Source organism: Acetatifactor aquisgranensis (assembly GCF_943193215.1).
GTDB classification, from domain to species: Bacteria; Bacillota; Clostridia; order Lachnospirales; family Lachnospiraceae; genus Acetatifactor; species Acetatifactor aquisgranensis.
In genome coordinates this window covers 123,658-138,790 of sequence record NZ_CALPDH010000008.1, presented here as the reverse complement: position 1 = coordinate 138,790, position 15,133 = coordinate 123,658, and the positions used below count along the sequence as shown (strand labels likewise).

Sequence of the window (15,133 nt, the reverse complement as noted above, 5' to 3'; positions counted from 1 at the left end):
ACCAGGAGGTGTTCAAAATGATTAACCCACAAAATCAGAGAACGGCAAAGATGATGGATCTTTTCGAGCAGATGAATCTGTTTTCGGAGGATGAGCTCACATGGATGGAGGACTATCTGGGCGGAACGGAAAGTCCCCAGGGGCTTGAGAAACTGGCATTCCATGACCTGACCTGTGTGCCCCGGGACTTGTCCTCTAAGATGCGGGAGCTGGTGAGAAAGGCCCGCGACCAGGAGGCGGGGAGAGCATGCGACCTGCTCTTTGCCCTGGGGCAGTCTACCTGTCACAGCATGGTCCCGCCCATGTATGAATACACCCATCAGAGGAAAGATGTCATCCTGCCGGAGCCTGAGAGGAAAGCGGCAGTCTACGCGGTGGAAATCGGGTCTTCTGAATACCTGATCAGCCGTTCTACCATTCAGAATCTGACCAAAATCGCAGATGACAATCCGGAAATCATCCGGAAAGCATGCTCTTATCAGAAAGGGAAACAGGCTAACGGCAAGCTTGTCCTGCTGATGGTCTATTTCCAGATGAAATATCCCAATGTAAAGCTGGTGGAGGCAGGCGCGGACGGCAAGCCCGCGGGCATTTTTGGGGGAGTGGGGAAACTGCTGGGCCGCGGGGAAAAGGACGCAGGAGCCATCCGGGAAGTCCCAAAGGAGGACATGGAGCTTTTAAAAGAGTATGGGGAGATTCTCGCAAACAGCTTAGGGGCTTTGTACAATGGGCAGATGCCGCGTCTGGAACTGAACGAAATCCAGAATGCCGTGTACCAGGATAAGGTGGATGAGCGGATTCTGAAGATGGCGGGAAAGAATCTGCCGGTGAGCCGCTATATGCTGCGGCTTTTAGGAGGCACGGCTTTCGTCAATTACGCCCAGTCGCCGCTGATAAAGAATGTGCTGCGGATATGCCTTGCTGCAAGCGCTGAGGCGATGCTGGACGTCATGGCGAATATGGATCTGCGGGACGACCTGAGCCGGAATGGCGGAACCTATGACGAGATATTCGGCGTGGACGCTGGTCAGTTCATCGCCTGGGCGGCTGCCAAGGGACGGACAGAAATCCTTAAGAGTCAGTTCCGGCGAAACAAAGAGACCTATCTGGAACTCATGAAGACAGCGGATTTCGATGCCTTTAACAGGATGAATGCCGTCATCCGGGAGCTGGACCCCAGGCTGTATCAGGAGAGGGCGGGAAAGGATATGTCCAGGCAGCAGTCCCGGGTCATAGACTCCCTGGTGAAAATCGTGGATCCTCAGACGGCCGCCGTGGTGCGGGATTATCTGGAAAACGGAAAGGGGATAGAGGCTCTGTACCCTTATGAGGATAAACTCCAGGGCAGCACCAGTTACAGATGGGGCGGAACCCACTGGAACATCCTGCAGGGCTATCAGACTGCCTACGGCTATGACGCCCTGAGCAACCGCTGCGAGGCCTTCCTGATGCTGTACAGGGCATATGCGAACACCAACAGCCTGCGGAGCAACAGCGAGATCAAGGGAGATAAGGTGAAGCGGCTCTTTGCCGCAGTGGACGCGGAGGGACTGGACTTGAAGCGGCAGCTGAACGGATACGCGGATGCCTATGAGGCGCTGTATCTGGACAAATGGAAAGACCAGCTCCGAAATACCGTCAGAGGTATCTTCCAGAAGTATCTGGAGATCAGGCGGGAGGAGACGCTGACCGCTTTCCGGGAGACCGGCAGCACGGGAAGATGTCTGGGGCTCATAATATTGAAAGAGAATCCGGATCAGAACAAAGAAGCCATCCTGGGCTTTACCCAGGACACCTCCAAGGCAGTCCGGGAGGAGCTTTTGAAGATTCTCTATGTACAGAAAGGCTGGGAGGAGGAAATCCTGAAACTGCTGTCCTCCAAAAAGGCCGCAGAGCGTGAAATCGCTGTCCGGGTGCTGACGAACTGGGACGGTGAAAAGTATGCGCCTGCTCTGAAGGAGAGTCTGGAAAAGGAGAAGAACAACAAAGTCAGGGCATTGCTGGAGAATGTGCTGCATGTGAGCAGCGAGGCCGGTGAGAATGCAGGCGGGAAGACATTGACCCGGGAGGACCTGGTGAAAGACCTCCACAAGGGCGGGAAAAAGCGCTCTCTGGCCTGGGCCTATGAGACGCCGTTCTCCGTGGTACATAAAAAGAACGGTGAGGAGGCCGGCGAGGAGTATCTGCAGGCTGTGTTCTTAAGTTATGCGGCCATGTCCCCCTGCGGCATGAGTCCCACTGCCGCTACCCTGGCTCGTGAACTGGAGGAGCGGGAATTCGCCGTCTATGTGAACGAACTTTTCGACAAATGGATGGAGGCCGGAGCGGAGTCCAAGAAGCGCTGGGTGCTCTATGCGGCGTCCATCCACGGCGGCGCCGATATCGTAAAGAAACTTTACCATCAGATCCAGGAGTGGCCCAATGCCGCCAGAGGCGCAATCGCATCGGAGGCAGTGCAGGCGCTGGCCCTTAGTCCGGAACCGCAGGCATTGCTTTTAGTGGATGGGATTTCCCGGAAATTCAAGTTCAAGCAGGTGAAAGCGGCAGCGGGAAAGGCCCTGGATTTCGCGGCTGCACAGCTTGGAATCACCACGGAGGAGCTGGCGGACAGGATCGTGCCGGATCTGGGCTTTGACGAGAATATGGAGCGGGTGTTCGACTACGGAGAGCGGAAATTCACCGTGACCATCACCACGGCTCTGGAGATAGAGGTCTTCGACGCAGGCGGCAAGAAGCTGAAGAATCTTCCCGCGCCGGGCAAAAAGGACGACGAGGCGAAAGCTGCCGCGGCCTACGACGAATTCAAGCAGATGAAGAAGCAGATGAAGACCACCGTGAGCAGCCAGAAGATGCGCCTGGAGATGGCATTATCCACCGGGCGGCTGTGGAGCATCGAGGCCTGGAAGAATCTGTTCGTGAAGAACCCGGTGATGCACCAGTTTGCCATGGGGCTGATCTGGGGGATTTATGAGGACAGGAAGCTGGTGAGCACATTCCGCTACATGGAGGACGGCTCTTTCAACACGGAGGACGAGGAGGAGTTTGAACTGCCGGAGGGCGGCCGGAATCAGGAGGACGGAGGGCAGCCCACCGGGCGAGACCGATATATTGGTCTTGTGCACCCTATCGAGCTCTCCGAAGATTCCCTGAAGACCTGGAAAGAGCAGCTGGAGGACTACGAAATCACCCAGCCTGTGGAACAGCTTAACAGGCCGGTATATTACAGGACGAAAGAAGAGGAAGAGCAGAAGAGCCTGGAACGATTCGGCGGCTGCATCGTCAATGATCTGTCCCTGGGCGGCAAGCTGATGTCCATGGGGTGGTACCGCGGCTCCGTACAGGACGCGGGCGGCTTCTACAGCTATTACAGGGAGGACAAGGAGCTGGCGCTTGGAGTGGAGCTGCACTTCTCGGGCAGCTTCGTAGGCGGTGAAAATGAGGACGTGACAGTGTATGAGGCCAGATTCTACAACGCGGGAGGCACGGTGCTCGCCGGGAACGGCGGCGTCCTTGCAGGGAGTGTCCGGGACAGCAATGTGCCCGCGGGCATCAGGCGGGGCAGCTATGTGTATGATGAGGCCGATGACAGCAATTCCTATTTTCTGAAGGATGTGCCGGAGCGGTATTTCAGCGAAATCGTACTGCAGCTGGCCAAGGCCACCGCAACCAGCAGGGAAAAGGATGCCAACTGGAGGTCCGGACGGTAATAACAGTGCGGCAGGACGAATGCGGAATATGCTGCGGAATGCCGGCTGTTATCGGCAAGTCCGCAAATATCAGGATAAACCAGGGGCAGTCTGCCCCGAAAGACGGAAGAACCCGCCCCACGGGAACAACAGTGAGGCGGGGCTCTTTTATGTCTCCAGGGAAAATGAGCCGTTTAGATGCCGCAGGATACGGGCAGAATGGCTCTGTTTCTGCAGGCAATAGGCGGAGCTGCCGTGGAGCGGTCATTTGCCGGATATACTGCGGGGGCATGCGCAGCATTGCCGTTACAGCTGCGCAAAGACCTCCCCGATAGGCGCCTGTATCAGCAGGTCGGCATGGGAATCTCTGGGCGTGGGCGCCTTATTGATGACTACAAGTTTATCGCCTTTAAAGTAATCAATCAGTCCCGCCGCAGGATACACAGCCAGGGAAGTGCCGCCGATGATCAGTGCCTGGGCATCGTGGATAAAACGCATGGCATCCGTCATGGTCCGGGAATCCAGGCCCTCCTCATAGAGCACCACGTCCGGTTTCACGGAGCCGCCGCATTTCTCGCATTTGGGAACATCCGTACTGTCCCGGATATAGCGCACGTCATAGAACTGCCCGCATTTCTCACAGTAATTGCGCAGCACCGAGCCGTGGAGCTCCAGCACGGTCCTGCTGCCCGCGGCCTGGTGGAGACCGTCGATGTTCTGGGTGATGACGGCTTTCAGCTTTCCCCGGGCTTCCAGCTCGGCCAGCTTCACATGGGCGGCATTGGGCTTCGCGTCCAGGAAGAGCATCTTGTTGCGGTAGAAGCGGAAGAATTCTTTCGGCTTGCGGCGGTAGAAAGTGTGGCTGAGAATCGTCTCCGGCGGATAATCATACTGCTGGTGATAGAGGCCGTCCACGCTCCGAAAATCCGGAATCCCGCTTTCCGTGGACACCCCTGCCCCGCCGAAAAATACTATATTGTCGTATTTTTGTACAATTTTCCTCAATTCTTCGATGACTTCCCGATAATTTTCCATAATAATCCCCTTTCTTTTATTGTCCTGAACTTTGCATAAGCCATTCTCGCATATCCTTTGGCAGGAGGTTGTCCGAGTAGATACCGTCTGCGCCGAGGAAAGCGAGGCGCCTGGCTTCTTCCTCATCATCTACTGTATGGCCGTATAATCTTAAAGAGCAGGCGGCCATATCCTGACAGATGTTCTCATCAATCCATGTACAGGGCATCACCACTACAGGAATCTGGTTCTCTGTACAGAAAGCTTCTACCTTTTCCCTGCCCGGATAGCCGATATAATATAAAGTATACAGATAATTGTCAAAATGATAGACAGCCTCTACCGCATCATACATCTCTTCGTAATAGAGCTGAACGACGATTCTGCGCAGAACGGATTCATAGCCATTATCCAACGCGGTGTCAACGATAATGGAGAACTGTCCGACGACATCTTTCTCGTACTTTGGATCGATAATGACATACATATCTTCTCTTTCGCTCATTATTTTATAGAGATCCAGCAAAGCCATGGGCGTATACTGCCCATAAATGGGAGACTGCAGAAATTCGGCGGAGGTGGGGATTGTTCCCTGCCCCAGTCCGAGTTTTTCGGCCTGGCCCAGATCAGCGTCCCAATCATGGCGCAGTACGGCCACGCCGTCAGAGGCGATAGCAATATCCACCTCGAATACTCTCTGTCCCAAGGCATAATTATATTCCAGGGCTTCTTTGGAATTGGTTCCGGCTATCCCTTCAGCTGTCATACCCGCCGCATGACAGACAACAGGAAACTTTTCATACCAGGAGGCATCTGTCTGTGAGGAATTATTTCGTATGCGGGCATCAAGGCTCAACAGATAGCCATAGCGCAGCTCTGTTTCCCAGGCGGTCTTCCGGGAAGTCTGCTGTCCGGGCATTGCAGGATAGGCCGGACTCCGAAGAAAGTAGAAGAACAGGATATAGGCGAGAGAAAGGCCTGTGATGCATGAATGGTATTTTATATTCCTGGCAGACGGGATATCACACCAAAAACCCAGCACAATGAAAAAAAGGAAGTAGAGAATGCTGTACCATAGTTCTCTGCTCATGGCCGGCTGGCGGCCGTTCAGAAATGGGAGAGCCATTCCCAGGGATTTCCAGTCCTGAAAGAAGAAAGGGCTTCCATGGGACTGCATGTGGTAATAATTTAGAAGAAAAAGGAACAGAAGAACAATTCCGCCGCTGCCTAAAGCAAGGTTGACACGCTGGGACACCAAAAGCAAGAGCGCATAAACCAAGACTATGATGAGCAAATTCCAAAATATTGCATCTTTTTGGATTTCTGTCATATTATGAATCGGCTGCTCCATGCGCTGATATATTTTATATGGGACAAGTATCAGGTAAAACAGTACCAGCAGGAAACGGACATATCTGCATTCCGGCCGTGGGCAGGCGAGCAGGGCGCCTGTGAGCAGACTGATGGCAGTGAACATAAGGAACCGTTTGTTGATGCCGCTATAGAGATAATGGAAAGATATTGCAAACAGGATTGCGGCAGTCAGAATGGCCACGGCAAGCCGGATTTTTCTGCTCCATATTGTCAGACAATAATCTTTCGCTTTTTGTGTCAGGTCAGACATGGGGAATCTCCTTCCAAAGTTCCTGCTCATAATGCTTGAATCAATTGCCGGTGGTAAATACGGGATTCGGGATTTCCCTGTCCATCAGCTGACTGTATTGTAGTATCTGATATTTTTGGACGGCTTCTTCCTCCGCAAGCTCCTCAATGGTACGTTGGGATATCTCGGGATATTGCTTTTGCAATTGCAGCAGGTATTTATAGTAGGGGGGAAGTTCGACACCGGCGCATTCGAGTACCGCCGCCCCCAGATAGTTGGCGCTCATATCTCCGTATTCCGGATACTCCCGGTCGTAATTCGCCCAGATGACATAAGGAGTGATGAATTTCCTGGCAACCTGTTCTGTCTCTGAGAGACCGCTGTCTTCAAAAACGGCCTGATAGAAGATATCTCCCAGAAGAGGCTGATGATCTCCGAACATGCAGATGATGGTGGGCTCCTCTACCTCCGAAAAATATGCCAGCAGATTTTCGAACGCTTCATCAGTGACCTTTATGGTGTTCAGATAGGTCTCGGCACTATCCAGATACCCGTTATCATACATGGCAGTATTGCCGATTTTCTGCAGATGGATAGTATTGTCGAGTTCGTGGTAATAGCCGCCATGGTTCTGTATGGTGACATTGAAAAGGAAGAAAGGCTTATCCGTGTCCCTGTGCTCATAACGCCAGATGATTTCGTTGAAGTCACATTCATCAGAAATGTAGCTCCGGAAAGTCTCGTAAGGCACTTCAAAGTGATTGATGTCGATAAAGGTGTCAAATCCAAAGTAATCATACACATTATCCCGATTCCATGCGCCGGCGCCGCTGGGGTGCATCGCCATGGTCTGGTAGCCCTGTTCTTTCAGGACGCGGGCCAGAGAATACATATCATGGTTTACTTCCAGCTGATAAGGGATAGCAGTGGGCGTAAGAAAGGCAAGGGTGTCCCCTGTGAGTACTTCAAATTCCGTATTGGCGGTAAGTCCCCCCAGGATTTCTACAAAAAGATTCCCGCGGATTGTGTTCTCGGTCAGGGAGTCCGTGAAAGGCATAAAAGGTTCGGATGTCTCCACATTGCCCAGTACGCGCAGGTCGGACCAGGCTTCGTTCATGATAAGGATAATGTTGGGGGAGGAATCCTTTTCCACAGATTCCGGAGCCTGATAGCTTTCTTCCGTCTCATTGATGATTCGTGCCACCGCGCTGTCGGAATAGCCGGACGGCTTGGCGATGATCAAATCCTTGATGCTGAGACCGAAACCTATCAGGAATCCGTTTTGGGCGCCATTCTCCTGTACGCTCCAATAAATGCCTTCTATTCCCCGGCTGCTCAGGTAATCCGACTGCCAGAAACCGAAATAAAATGCCAGACAGTATACCAGAGAGGCAGCTGTCACAATTCCGTGATATTTCAGGCCTTTTCCCGGGATATCACACCAAAAGCCCAGAGCGATGAAAAAACAGAAATAGAGAATGCTGTACCAAAGCTCGCTGGTCATGGAAAACTGATAACTGTCCAATACAGACAGCGCGGTTCCGGCTGCGAGCAGATTGCTGAAATTCAGGTTGCCGCCCTGAAACTGATTTACATAGTAGTTGACCAGAGAAAGAACCAGGAGAACAATGCCGCCTCCGCCCAGAGCGAAACGGACACGCTGAAAAATCAGCAGGAGTATTGCATAAACCAGCAGAATAATCAGGATATTTGCGAATAGCGCGCCATCCCTGATTTTGGACATATCGTGGAGAGGGAGCTCCATGCGCTGGAACATTTTGCGGGGGATTAAAAGGAGGTAGAGCAACAGCAGAGGAACGCAAAATTTTGGCAGCTGCGGTCTTGGACAGACAAGCAGTCCGCCTGTGAGCAGACTGAGCAAAGTATAGACCAGGAATCTCTTGTTGATGCCGTCATATAGATAATGGCATGATACAATAAAAAGAATGAGCGATACGAAAATCGATAATATAAGCCTTATTTTTCTGTTCCGGATTTCTTCGGCATAAGCGATTAATTTCTGCTGAAACGTTTCCATAAAGAATCTCCTTGTATATTTATTTGAATGTTCAGGAATTTTTTTAATATGTAGAATTATAGCATATGAGTCAGGGTTGTCAACCGCCAAACTTTCACCGGATGTCAGGATTTGTGCTAATTCTAAAGTAAATTTTAAGAAATCTACAAGGTATCTTTATTGAATGGAATATTAAGGATGTGGTATAATAGGCGTAACTTTATGAAACCCAAAACCAGACATTTACTTTGAATCCCAAAAAGAAACAGATACACATGAAACGAAGAAAAAACGAAAAGCTGATTCCTGTAGAAAAAAGCAGAAGAACCATACAACTTGACAAAAGAGGCTATGAACCGGGCGGACATCCCGTCCTCGCCGGCTTTTTTGGCATCATGGGCATCCTCTTCCTCATATACTGTGCCGGAGTGGCGGTGTTAGGCTACGGGACTTACTTCTTCCTGATTTGGGGAGTCATGGGGGCCTGCAGTCTTCTGCTGGCGCTCATGCTGCGAAGCGGCAGGATCATGAATGCCATCCCTGTATGGATTAAAGGGGTCTTCTGGGCTTTCTTCTTTGCAGGGCTGTTCCTGTTCGCCGCGGTGGAGGCGAAAATCCTCTCGCGGTACAACGCCCAGGCTGCCCCGGGGGCGGACTATGTCATCATCCTCGGCGCTCAGTGGAGGAGCACCGGCCCCAGCGAGGTATTGCGTCAGAGGCTGGATAAAGCCATCGACTACCTGGAGCAGAATCCTGACACGAGTGTCATCGTTTCCGGCGGCCAGGGAAGCAACGAAAGCATCCCCGAGGCTGCGGGAATGCAAAAATACCTGATAGAGGCCGGCATAGGGGAGGAACGCATCTTCGTGGAGGACCAGTCTTTCAACACATACCAGAACCTTGTGTTCAGCAGCAAATTCCTGGACCGGGAGAATGACAGCGTGGTAGTGGTGACTAACAATTTCCATATGTTTCGGGCGCTGAGTATTGCGAAGAAGCAGGGATACCTCTACGCGGAGGGACTTTCCGCCGGCTCGTCGCCCTGGGTGGTCCCCAACAATCTGCTGCGGGAATTTATGGGCGTGGTAAAGGACTTTTTTGTAGGAAATCTGTAGAATCTTGAAAATCTGTAAAACAGAAATAAGTGCCCGCCAGAGCGGGCACGGGGAGAGTGTGAAAATGGATATCAATGTAGGAGATGTGGTAAGGTTGAAGAAGCAGCACCCCTGCGGGAGCAGGGAATGGGAGGTGCTGCGCTCCGGGGCGGACTTCCGGCTGAAATGCAAGGGCTGCGGTCACCAGATTATGATCGCCCGCAGGCTCCTGGAGAAGAATGTGAAGGAAATCCTGTAAAATTTGTGGAAAATGCGAAAAATGCTTGAAATATCAGGAAACATATGCTATCATATACATTTGTGATGAATCAAATTCCTTGCTCGCACCTGGTGCGGGCCAGAGACCAAAAGGAGGTAAGTAACAAGCATGAACAAGTATGAATTAGCTGTAGTTGTGTCCGCTAAGATTGAAGATGAAGAGAGAGCGGCTGTCGTTGACAAGTGCAAAGCTCTGATCGAGAGATTCGGCGGCGTCATCACAGAGGTGGACGATTGGGGCAAGAAGAGACTTGCTTACGAAATCCGGAAAATGAAAGAGGGATTCTACTATTTCATTCGCTTTGACGCTGAGAGCACCGCTCCCATTGAAATCGAGAGCCGTGTCCGCATCATGGACAATGTCATCAGATACTTAGTCGTGAGACAGGACTAAGCCCAATTAGAAAGCGAGAAGCGAAGATATGAACAAAGTAATTCTTATGGGACGCCTGACCAGAGACCCGGAGGTAAGATATTCACAGGGAGCCAGCCAGACGTCAGTGGCGCGTTTTTCCGTTGCGGTGGACAGAAGATTCAAGCGTGAGGGCGAGCCCGACGCGGATTTCTTCAACTGCACGGCTTTCGGCAGACAGGCTGAATTCGTGGAGAGATATCTGCACAAGGGCATCAAGATTGTCCTCTGCGGCAGAATCCAGAACGACAATTACACCAACAAGGACGGCCAGATGGTATACAGCGTCCGCGTCATGGTGGACGAGATTGAGTTCGCGGAGAGCAAGAACGCGTCCGGCGGGAATGCCGGCGGCGGTTACAACAACGCCGGTGGTTACAATAATGGCGGTTACGCAGGAGGCGGAAATGCCCCCGCGCCCTCCGGTGCGGGAGACGGCTTCATGAACATCCCCGACGGCATCGACGAGGAGCTGCCGTTCAACTAAAGTTTGAAGATATGAGACAGGAGGCATTGATATGGCTTTTAATAAGACTGAGAAACCCGATGGCCCGGTAAGGAAAAAGGGCGGTGTCCGCAGAAAGAGAAAGGTATGCGTATTCTGCGGCAAGGACAATGTGATTGACTACAAGGATACCAACAAACTGAAGAGATACGTTTCCGAGAGAGGCAAGATTCTTCCCCGCCGCATCACCGGAAACTGCGCGAAGCATCAGAGAGCGCTGACGGTTGCAATCAAGAGAGCGCGTCACGTGGCACTTATGCCTTACGTTCAGGATTAATGGCTGAAAGGCTGTAAGAGAGGGCTGACCGTCTGGAAGGATGGTCAGCCTTTCATCATCTGTGCCGCACGCCGGTAAGACTTGCCGCGAATCCCGACTGCAGACCGCTCCGATTCTACAAAACATTTCCGTATCAGACAAATTAAATTGTGGCATACTGTTGAAGAGTATGGTATAATAATCTTATTCAATCCAATTTATTAATAGAAAAGACAGCAGGGAGCGGCGTCAGAGACCTGCGAGGTACCCATATGAAAAAAAGAATAAAGTTAAAGGGCCGCATCAAGTCAAATATCCAATTTGGCATTTATTTGGGAATTCTCCTATGTATCATGGATGTGGCTGTATTTACCATTGATATCCGGGCGGGCATCATTCTGACGGGATATCTGGTGTGCTATTTTGCCGTCACTTTATCTCTGTATTTCCGTAACAAGCCCCTTGTCATGAATGAACTGATAAGTTTTGCCACGGAATACGGGCAGATTCAGAAAAAGCTTCTGAGGGAGCTGGATCTCCCCTATGCATTGTTGGATGACAGAGGAAAAGTGATATGGACGAACATCGCCTTTGAGAATATCGTCCATCAGCCGAAAGGCTACAGGAAGTCCGTCACCTCCCTTTTTCCCACGCTTACAAAAGAGCGCCTGCCGGGTGCCGACGAGGTGGACGAGGCCCAGTATGAACTGGAATATGAGGGAAATGAATATGTGGTAAAGCTGAAGAAGATTTCCCTTCAGGAGATGGCGGAGCACAGCGACATGATAGATGCGGAGGGCTATGAGGGATTCCTGATAGCCGTCTATCTCTATGATGAGACCGCGCTGCACATCGCCCTGCAGGAGGTGGACGACCAGAGCCTTGCTGTGGGCATGATTTATCTGGACAACTACGACGAGGCGCTGGACGGCGTGGAAGAGGTGCGCCGTTCCCTTTTGATTGCGCTGATCGACAGAAAAGTGAATAAATATATCTCCTCCTTTGACGGCATCTGCAAGAAGCTGGAGAAGGACAAGTACCTGGTCATTATGCGCAAACAGGCGGTGGCCCAGCTCCAGGAGTCGCGCTTCGATCTGCTGGAGGAGGTCAAGACAGTCAACATCGGCAATGAGATGGCGGTTACCATCAGCATCGGTGTGGGTCTGGACGGCTTAAGCTACGCGCAGAATTATGAATTCTCCCGCAACGCCATCGATTTGGCGTTGGGCCGGGGCGGTGACCAGGCGGTCATCAAGACGCCGGAGAGCATCACGTACTATGGCGGAAAGAGCCAGCAGGTGGAGAAGAACACCCGCGTGAAAGCCCGTGTGAAGGCACATGCCCTCCGGGAGATTATCACAGGCAAGGATCAGGTGCTGGTGATGGGGCATAGGATGCCGGACGCGGACAGCTTCGGCGCCGCCGTGGGCATCTACAGGATTGCGCTGACTTTGGGGCGCAAGGCCCATATTGTCTTAAATGACGAGGTCCCCGGGATCCAGCCCATGCTGGATCTGTTCAAGGGTAATCAGGAGTATGAGAAAGACATGATCATCGGCAACCAGCAGGCCATCGAGGCCGCCGGGAGCAACACGGTGCTGGTGGTGGTGGATGTGAACAAGCCCTCCATCACGGAGTGCCCGGATCTCCTCAGGTTCTGCAAATCCGTGGTGGTGCTGGATCATCACAGACAGGGTTCTGAGACCATTGAGAATGCCACCCTCTCCTATGTGGAGCCCTACGCCTCCTCCTCCTGCGAGATGGTGTCGGAAATTCTGCAGTACACTTATGACAATATCAGAATTCGCCCGGAAGAGGCGGACTGCATGTATTCAGGCATTATGATAGATACCAACAATTTCATGATCAAGGCCGGTGTGCGCACGTTCGAGGCGGCAGCTTTCCTGCGCCGCAACGGGGCGGATGTGACCAGGGTGCGCAAGCTGTTCAGGGAGGAGGCCGCAGGGTATAAGGCCAAGGCGGATGCGGTGAGCCAGGCTGAAATCTACAAACAGAGCTTTACCATCTCCATCTGCACTGCCGAAGATCTGCCCAATCCCACGATCATCGGCGCACAGGCTGCAAATGAACTGCTGAACATCAAGGGAATCAAGGCCAGCTTTGTGCTCACGGACTTTCAGGGCAAGATACATATCAGCGCCCGGTCCATTGATGAAGTCAATGTACAGGTCATCATGGAGCGCATGGGCGGCGGCGGACATCTGAACGCGGCGGCCTGCCAGATGGAAGGCGTGGGTATCATCGAAGCCATGGGCGTGCTGAAGCGGACCCTTGACAGCATGCTGGAGAATGGAGAAATATAGACAGCAATTGAGAAAGGATATGAGAAAATGAAGATTATATTGTTACAGGACGAGAAAAAGCTGGGCAAGAAAGGCGATGTCATCGATGTCAGCGACGGATACGCAAGAAATTATGTCCTGCCCAAGAAAATCGGCATCGAGGCCACGGCCGGAAATATGAATGATTTAAAGCTTAAGAAAGCCAATGAGGACAAGCGTGCCCAGGAGCAGATGGAGGCGGCAAAGGCTCTGGCCGCTCAGCTGGAGGACAAGCATATCGTGGTGAAAATCAAAGGAGGAGAGGGCGGAAGGACTTTCGGATCCGTATCCTCCAAGGAAATCGCCGCGGCCTGCCAGGAGCAGCATAATATCGAAATCGATAAGAAGAAGATTCAGCTGACAGAGAGCCTGAAGAATTTCGGCTCCTACGAGGTGCCCATCAAGCTGCACCCCCAGGTGACAGGGAAGCTAATGGTGAAAGTGGTAGAAGCGTGAAGCGATGGAAGAGAACGTACTTAAAAGGATATTGCCCCACAACATGGAGGCAGAGCAGTCCGTAATCGGCTCCATGCTGCTGGACAGGGAGGCCATAGCCACCGCCTCGGAGCTGATAAGCGGCGAGGATTTTTACAACAGGCAGTACGGCGTCCTGTTCGACACGATGTGCGAGCTGCATGATGCCGGAAGCCCGGTGGATCTTGTGACGCTTCAGGAGCGCCTGCGGACTAAGGATGTGCCGCCGGAGGTCAGCAGCCTGGAATTTGTCAGGGAGCTTCTCAGCGCGCCGCTGATATCTGCGAATATCAAGTCCTATGCCGCCATTGTGGCGGAAAAGGCTACGCTGCGCCGCCTGATCCGGCTGAACGAGGACATTGCCAACACCTGTTATGCGGGCAGGGAAAGTCTGGAATACATATTGGAAGATACCGAAAAACGTGTCTTTCAGCTGGTGCAGAAGCGTACCACCGACTCCTATGTGCCAATCAGGCAGGTGGTCATGAATGCCATGGACAAGATAGAGGCGGCGGCAAAGAACCGGGGGAGCGTCACAGGGGTCCCTACAGGTTTTCTGGATCTGGATTATCGCACGGCTGGGCTGCAGCCCTCTGATTTGGTGCTGATAGCGGCCCGTCCCTCCATGGGAAAGACCGCTTTCGAGCTGAACCTGGCCAGACACGCCGCGTTCAAGAAAGGCTTGACAGTGGCCATATTCAGTCTGGAAATGAGCAAGGAGCAGCTGGTGAACCGAATGTTCTCCATGGAGTCCAGCGTGGATTCCCAGAAGCTCCGCACAGGCCAGATGAACGATCAGGAGTGGGAGAAGCTGATTGAGAGCGCCGGAGTGATCGGCAGGTCCTCCCTGATTATCGACGACACGCCGGGCATCGGCATTGCGGAGCTGCGCTCCAAATGCCGCAAATATAAGCTGGAGCACAATCTCTCCATGATACTGATCGACTATCTGCAGCTGATGACAGGAAATGGGAAAACCGAATCGAGGCAGCAGGAGATATCCGAGATATCCCGCTCCCTGAAAGCGGTGGCGAGAGAGCTGTCCGTACCGGTAATCGCGTTCTCGCAGCTTTCCCGGGCAGTGGAGCAGAGGCCCGATCACCGTCCCATATTGTCCGATTTGCGAGAGTCGGGAGCCATTGAGCAGGACGCCGACGTGGTCATGTTCATATACAGGGATGATTATTATAATCATGATTCGGAAAAGAAAGGAATCGCCGAGATTATCATCGCCAAGCAGAGAAACGGTCCCATAGGCACGGTGGAGCTGGCGTGGCTGCCGGAATACCAGAGGTTCATGAATCTGGAGCACAAGCCGGCAGGGGACTGACAGAAGCTGATATATAATTGGGAAAACTTACAAAAGAGAATGAGCAGATATGCTTGTTCTCTTTTTTATGCGCAGGGGCGCCCAGAGGTATATTGTCAGCAAAGCTGACGGCATTACTTCA

At 52.3% G+C, this 15,133-nt stretch carries 12 protein-coding genes; 9 read left to right on the top strand and 3 right to left on the bottom strand.

All coding sequences use genetic code 11. The features are described 5' to 3' along the window. The first annotated feature begins 17 nt into the window (after positions 1-17). A complete protein-coding gene (locus NFS35_RS09100) occupies positions 18-3,707 on the top strand; it encodes a DUF4132 domain-containing protein (RefSeq protein WP_251206818.1) in 3,690 nt (1,229 codons plus the stop codon). Between the two features lie 285 nt (positions 3,708-3,992). On the opposite strand, the gene NFS35_RS09095 is transcribed toward NFS35_RS09100, so the two are convergent. The 3 genes from NFS35_RS09095 to NFS35_RS09085 are packed head-to-tail and all read right to left on the bottom strand — an operon-like array spanning position 3,993 to position 8,341. Continuing rightward, positions 3,993-4,721 carry an NAD-dependent protein deacylase gene (locus NFS35_RS09095; RefSeq protein WP_251206817.1) on the bottom strand — a complete coding sequence of 243 codons (729 nt, stop codon included), beginning with the start codon at positions 4,719-4,721 and terminating at the stop codon, positions 3,993-3,995. A 16-nt stretch (positions 4,722-4,737) separates the two neighbouring features. Further along, positions 4,738-6,324 carry a PI-PLC domain-containing protein gene (locus NFS35_RS09090; RefSeq protein WP_251206816.1) on the bottom strand — a complete coding sequence of 529 codons (1,587 nt, stop codon included), beginning with the start codon at positions 6,322-6,324 and terminating at the stop codon, positions 4,738-4,740. 40 nt (positions 6,325-6,364) lie between these two features. Next, positions 6,365-8,341, bottom strand: a complete 1,977-nt coding sequence (locus tag NFS35_RS09085; RefSeq protein WP_251206815.1) for an LTA synthase family protein — start codon at positions 8,339-8,341, stop codon at positions 6,365-6,367. 254 nt (positions 8,342-8,595) lie between these two features. Here NFS35_RS09085 and NFS35_RS09080 point away from each other — a divergent pair, with 254 nt between their 5' ends. The 8 genes from NFS35_RS09080 (at position 8,596) to dnaB (ending at position 15,012) form a co-directional block, all read left to right on the top strand. Then, the gene (locus NFS35_RS09080; RefSeq protein ID WP_251206814.1) at positions 8,596-9,435 is read left to right on the top strand and encodes a YdcF family protein; all 840 of its coding nucleotides are present in this window, start codon (positions 8,596-8,598) and stop codon (positions 9,433-9,435) included. Between the two features lie 64 nt (positions 9,436-9,499). After that, complete coding sequence (locus NFS35_RS09075) at positions 9,500-9,673, top strand: DUF951 domain-containing protein (RefSeq protein WP_251206813.1); 174 nt, start codon at positions 9,500-9,502, stop codon at positions 9,671-9,673. A gap of 129 nt (positions 9,674-9,802) precedes the next feature. Continuing rightward, positions 9,803-10,087, top strand: a complete 285-nt coding sequence (rpsF, locus tag NFS35_RS09070; protein WP_251206812.1) for a 30S ribosomal protein S6 — start codon at positions 9,803-9,805, stop codon at positions 10,085-10,087. Between the two features lie 28 nt (positions 10,088-10,115). Continuing rightward, positions 10,116-10,592, top strand: a complete 477-nt coding sequence (locus NFS35_RS09065) for a single-stranded DNA-binding protein (protein ID WP_251206811.1) — start codon at positions 10,116-10,118, stop codon at positions 10,590-10,592. Positions 10,593-10,623: 31 nt separating this feature from the next. Beyond that, complete coding sequence (gene rpsR, locus NFS35_RS09060; protein ID WP_251206810.1) at positions 10,624-10,887, top strand: 30S ribosomal protein S18; 264 nt, start codon at positions 10,624-10,626, stop codon at positions 10,885-10,887. A 251-nt stretch (positions 10,888-11,138) separates the two neighbouring features. Further along, positions 11,139-13,190, top strand: a complete 2,052-nt coding sequence (locus NFS35_RS09055) for a DHH family phosphoesterase (RefSeq protein WP_251206809.1) — start codon at positions 11,139-11,141, stop codon at positions 13,188-13,190. A gap of 27 nt (positions 13,191-13,217) precedes the next feature. Continuing rightward, positions 13,218-13,664: a 50S ribosomal protein L9 gene (rplI, locus tag NFS35_RS09050; RefSeq protein ID WP_251206808.1), complete on the top strand. Its 447-nt coding sequence runs from the start codon at positions 13,218-13,220 to the stop codon at positions 13,662-13,664. Between the two features lie 4 nt (positions 13,665-13,668). Further along, entirely contained in the window at positions 13,669-15,012 is a 1,344-nt protein-coding gene (gene dnaB / locus NFS35_RS09045) for a replicative DNA helicase (protein ID WP_251206807.1), read from the top strand. Positions 15,013-15,133 lie beyond the last annotated feature (121 nt).

What these genes read in the sequence shown, in the direction of transcription:
- NFS35_RS09100 (WP_251206818.1), top strand. Translation starts at nt 18, where the DNA reads ATGATTAACCCACAAAATCAGAGAACGGCAAAGATGATGGATCTTTTC.
- NFS35_RS09095 (WP_251206817.1), bottom strand. Translation starts at nt 4,721, where the DNA reads ATGGAAAATTATCGGGAAGTCATCGAAGAATTGAGGAAAATTGTACAA.
- NFS35_RS09090 (WP_251206816.1), bottom strand. Translation starts at nt 6,324, where the DNA reads ATGTCTGACCTGACACAAAAAGCGAAAGATTATTGTCTGACAATATGG.
- NFS35_RS09085 (WP_251206815.1), bottom strand. Translation starts at nt 8,341, where the DNA reads ATGGAAACGTTTCAGCAGAAATTAATCGCTTATGCCGAAGAAATCCGG.
- NFS35_RS09080 (WP_251206814.1), top strand. Translation starts at nt 8,596, where the DNA reads ATGAAACGAAGAAAAAACGAAAAGCTGATTCCTGTAGAAAAAAGCAGA.
- NFS35_RS09075 (WP_251206813.1), top strand. Translation starts at nt 9,500, where the DNA reads ATGGATATCAATGTAGGAGATGTGGTAAGGTTGAAGAAGCAGCACCCC.
- rpsF (WP_251206812.1), top strand. Translation starts at nt 9,803, where the DNA reads ATGAACAAGTATGAATTAGCTGTAGTTGTGTCCGCTAAGATTGAAGAT.
- NFS35_RS09065 (WP_251206811.1), top strand. Translation starts at nt 10,116, where the DNA reads ATGAACAAAGTAATTCTTATGGGACGCCTGACCAGAGACCCGGAGGTA.
- rpsR (WP_251206810.1), top strand. Translation starts at nt 10,624, where the DNA reads ATGGCTTTTAATAAGACTGAGAAACCCGATGGCCCGGTAAGGAAAAAG.
- NFS35_RS09055 (WP_251206809.1), top strand. Translation starts at nt 11,139, where the DNA reads ATGAAAAAAAGAATAAAGTTAAAGGGCCGCATCAAGTCAAATATCCAA.
- rplI (WP_251206808.1), top strand. Translation starts at nt 13,218, where the DNA reads ATGAAGATTATATTGTTACAGGACGAGAAAAAGCTGGGCAAGAAAGGC.
- dnaB (WP_251206807.1), top strand. Translation starts at nt 13,669, where the DNA reads ATGGAAGAGAACGTACTTAAAAGGATATTGCCCCACAACATGGAGGCA.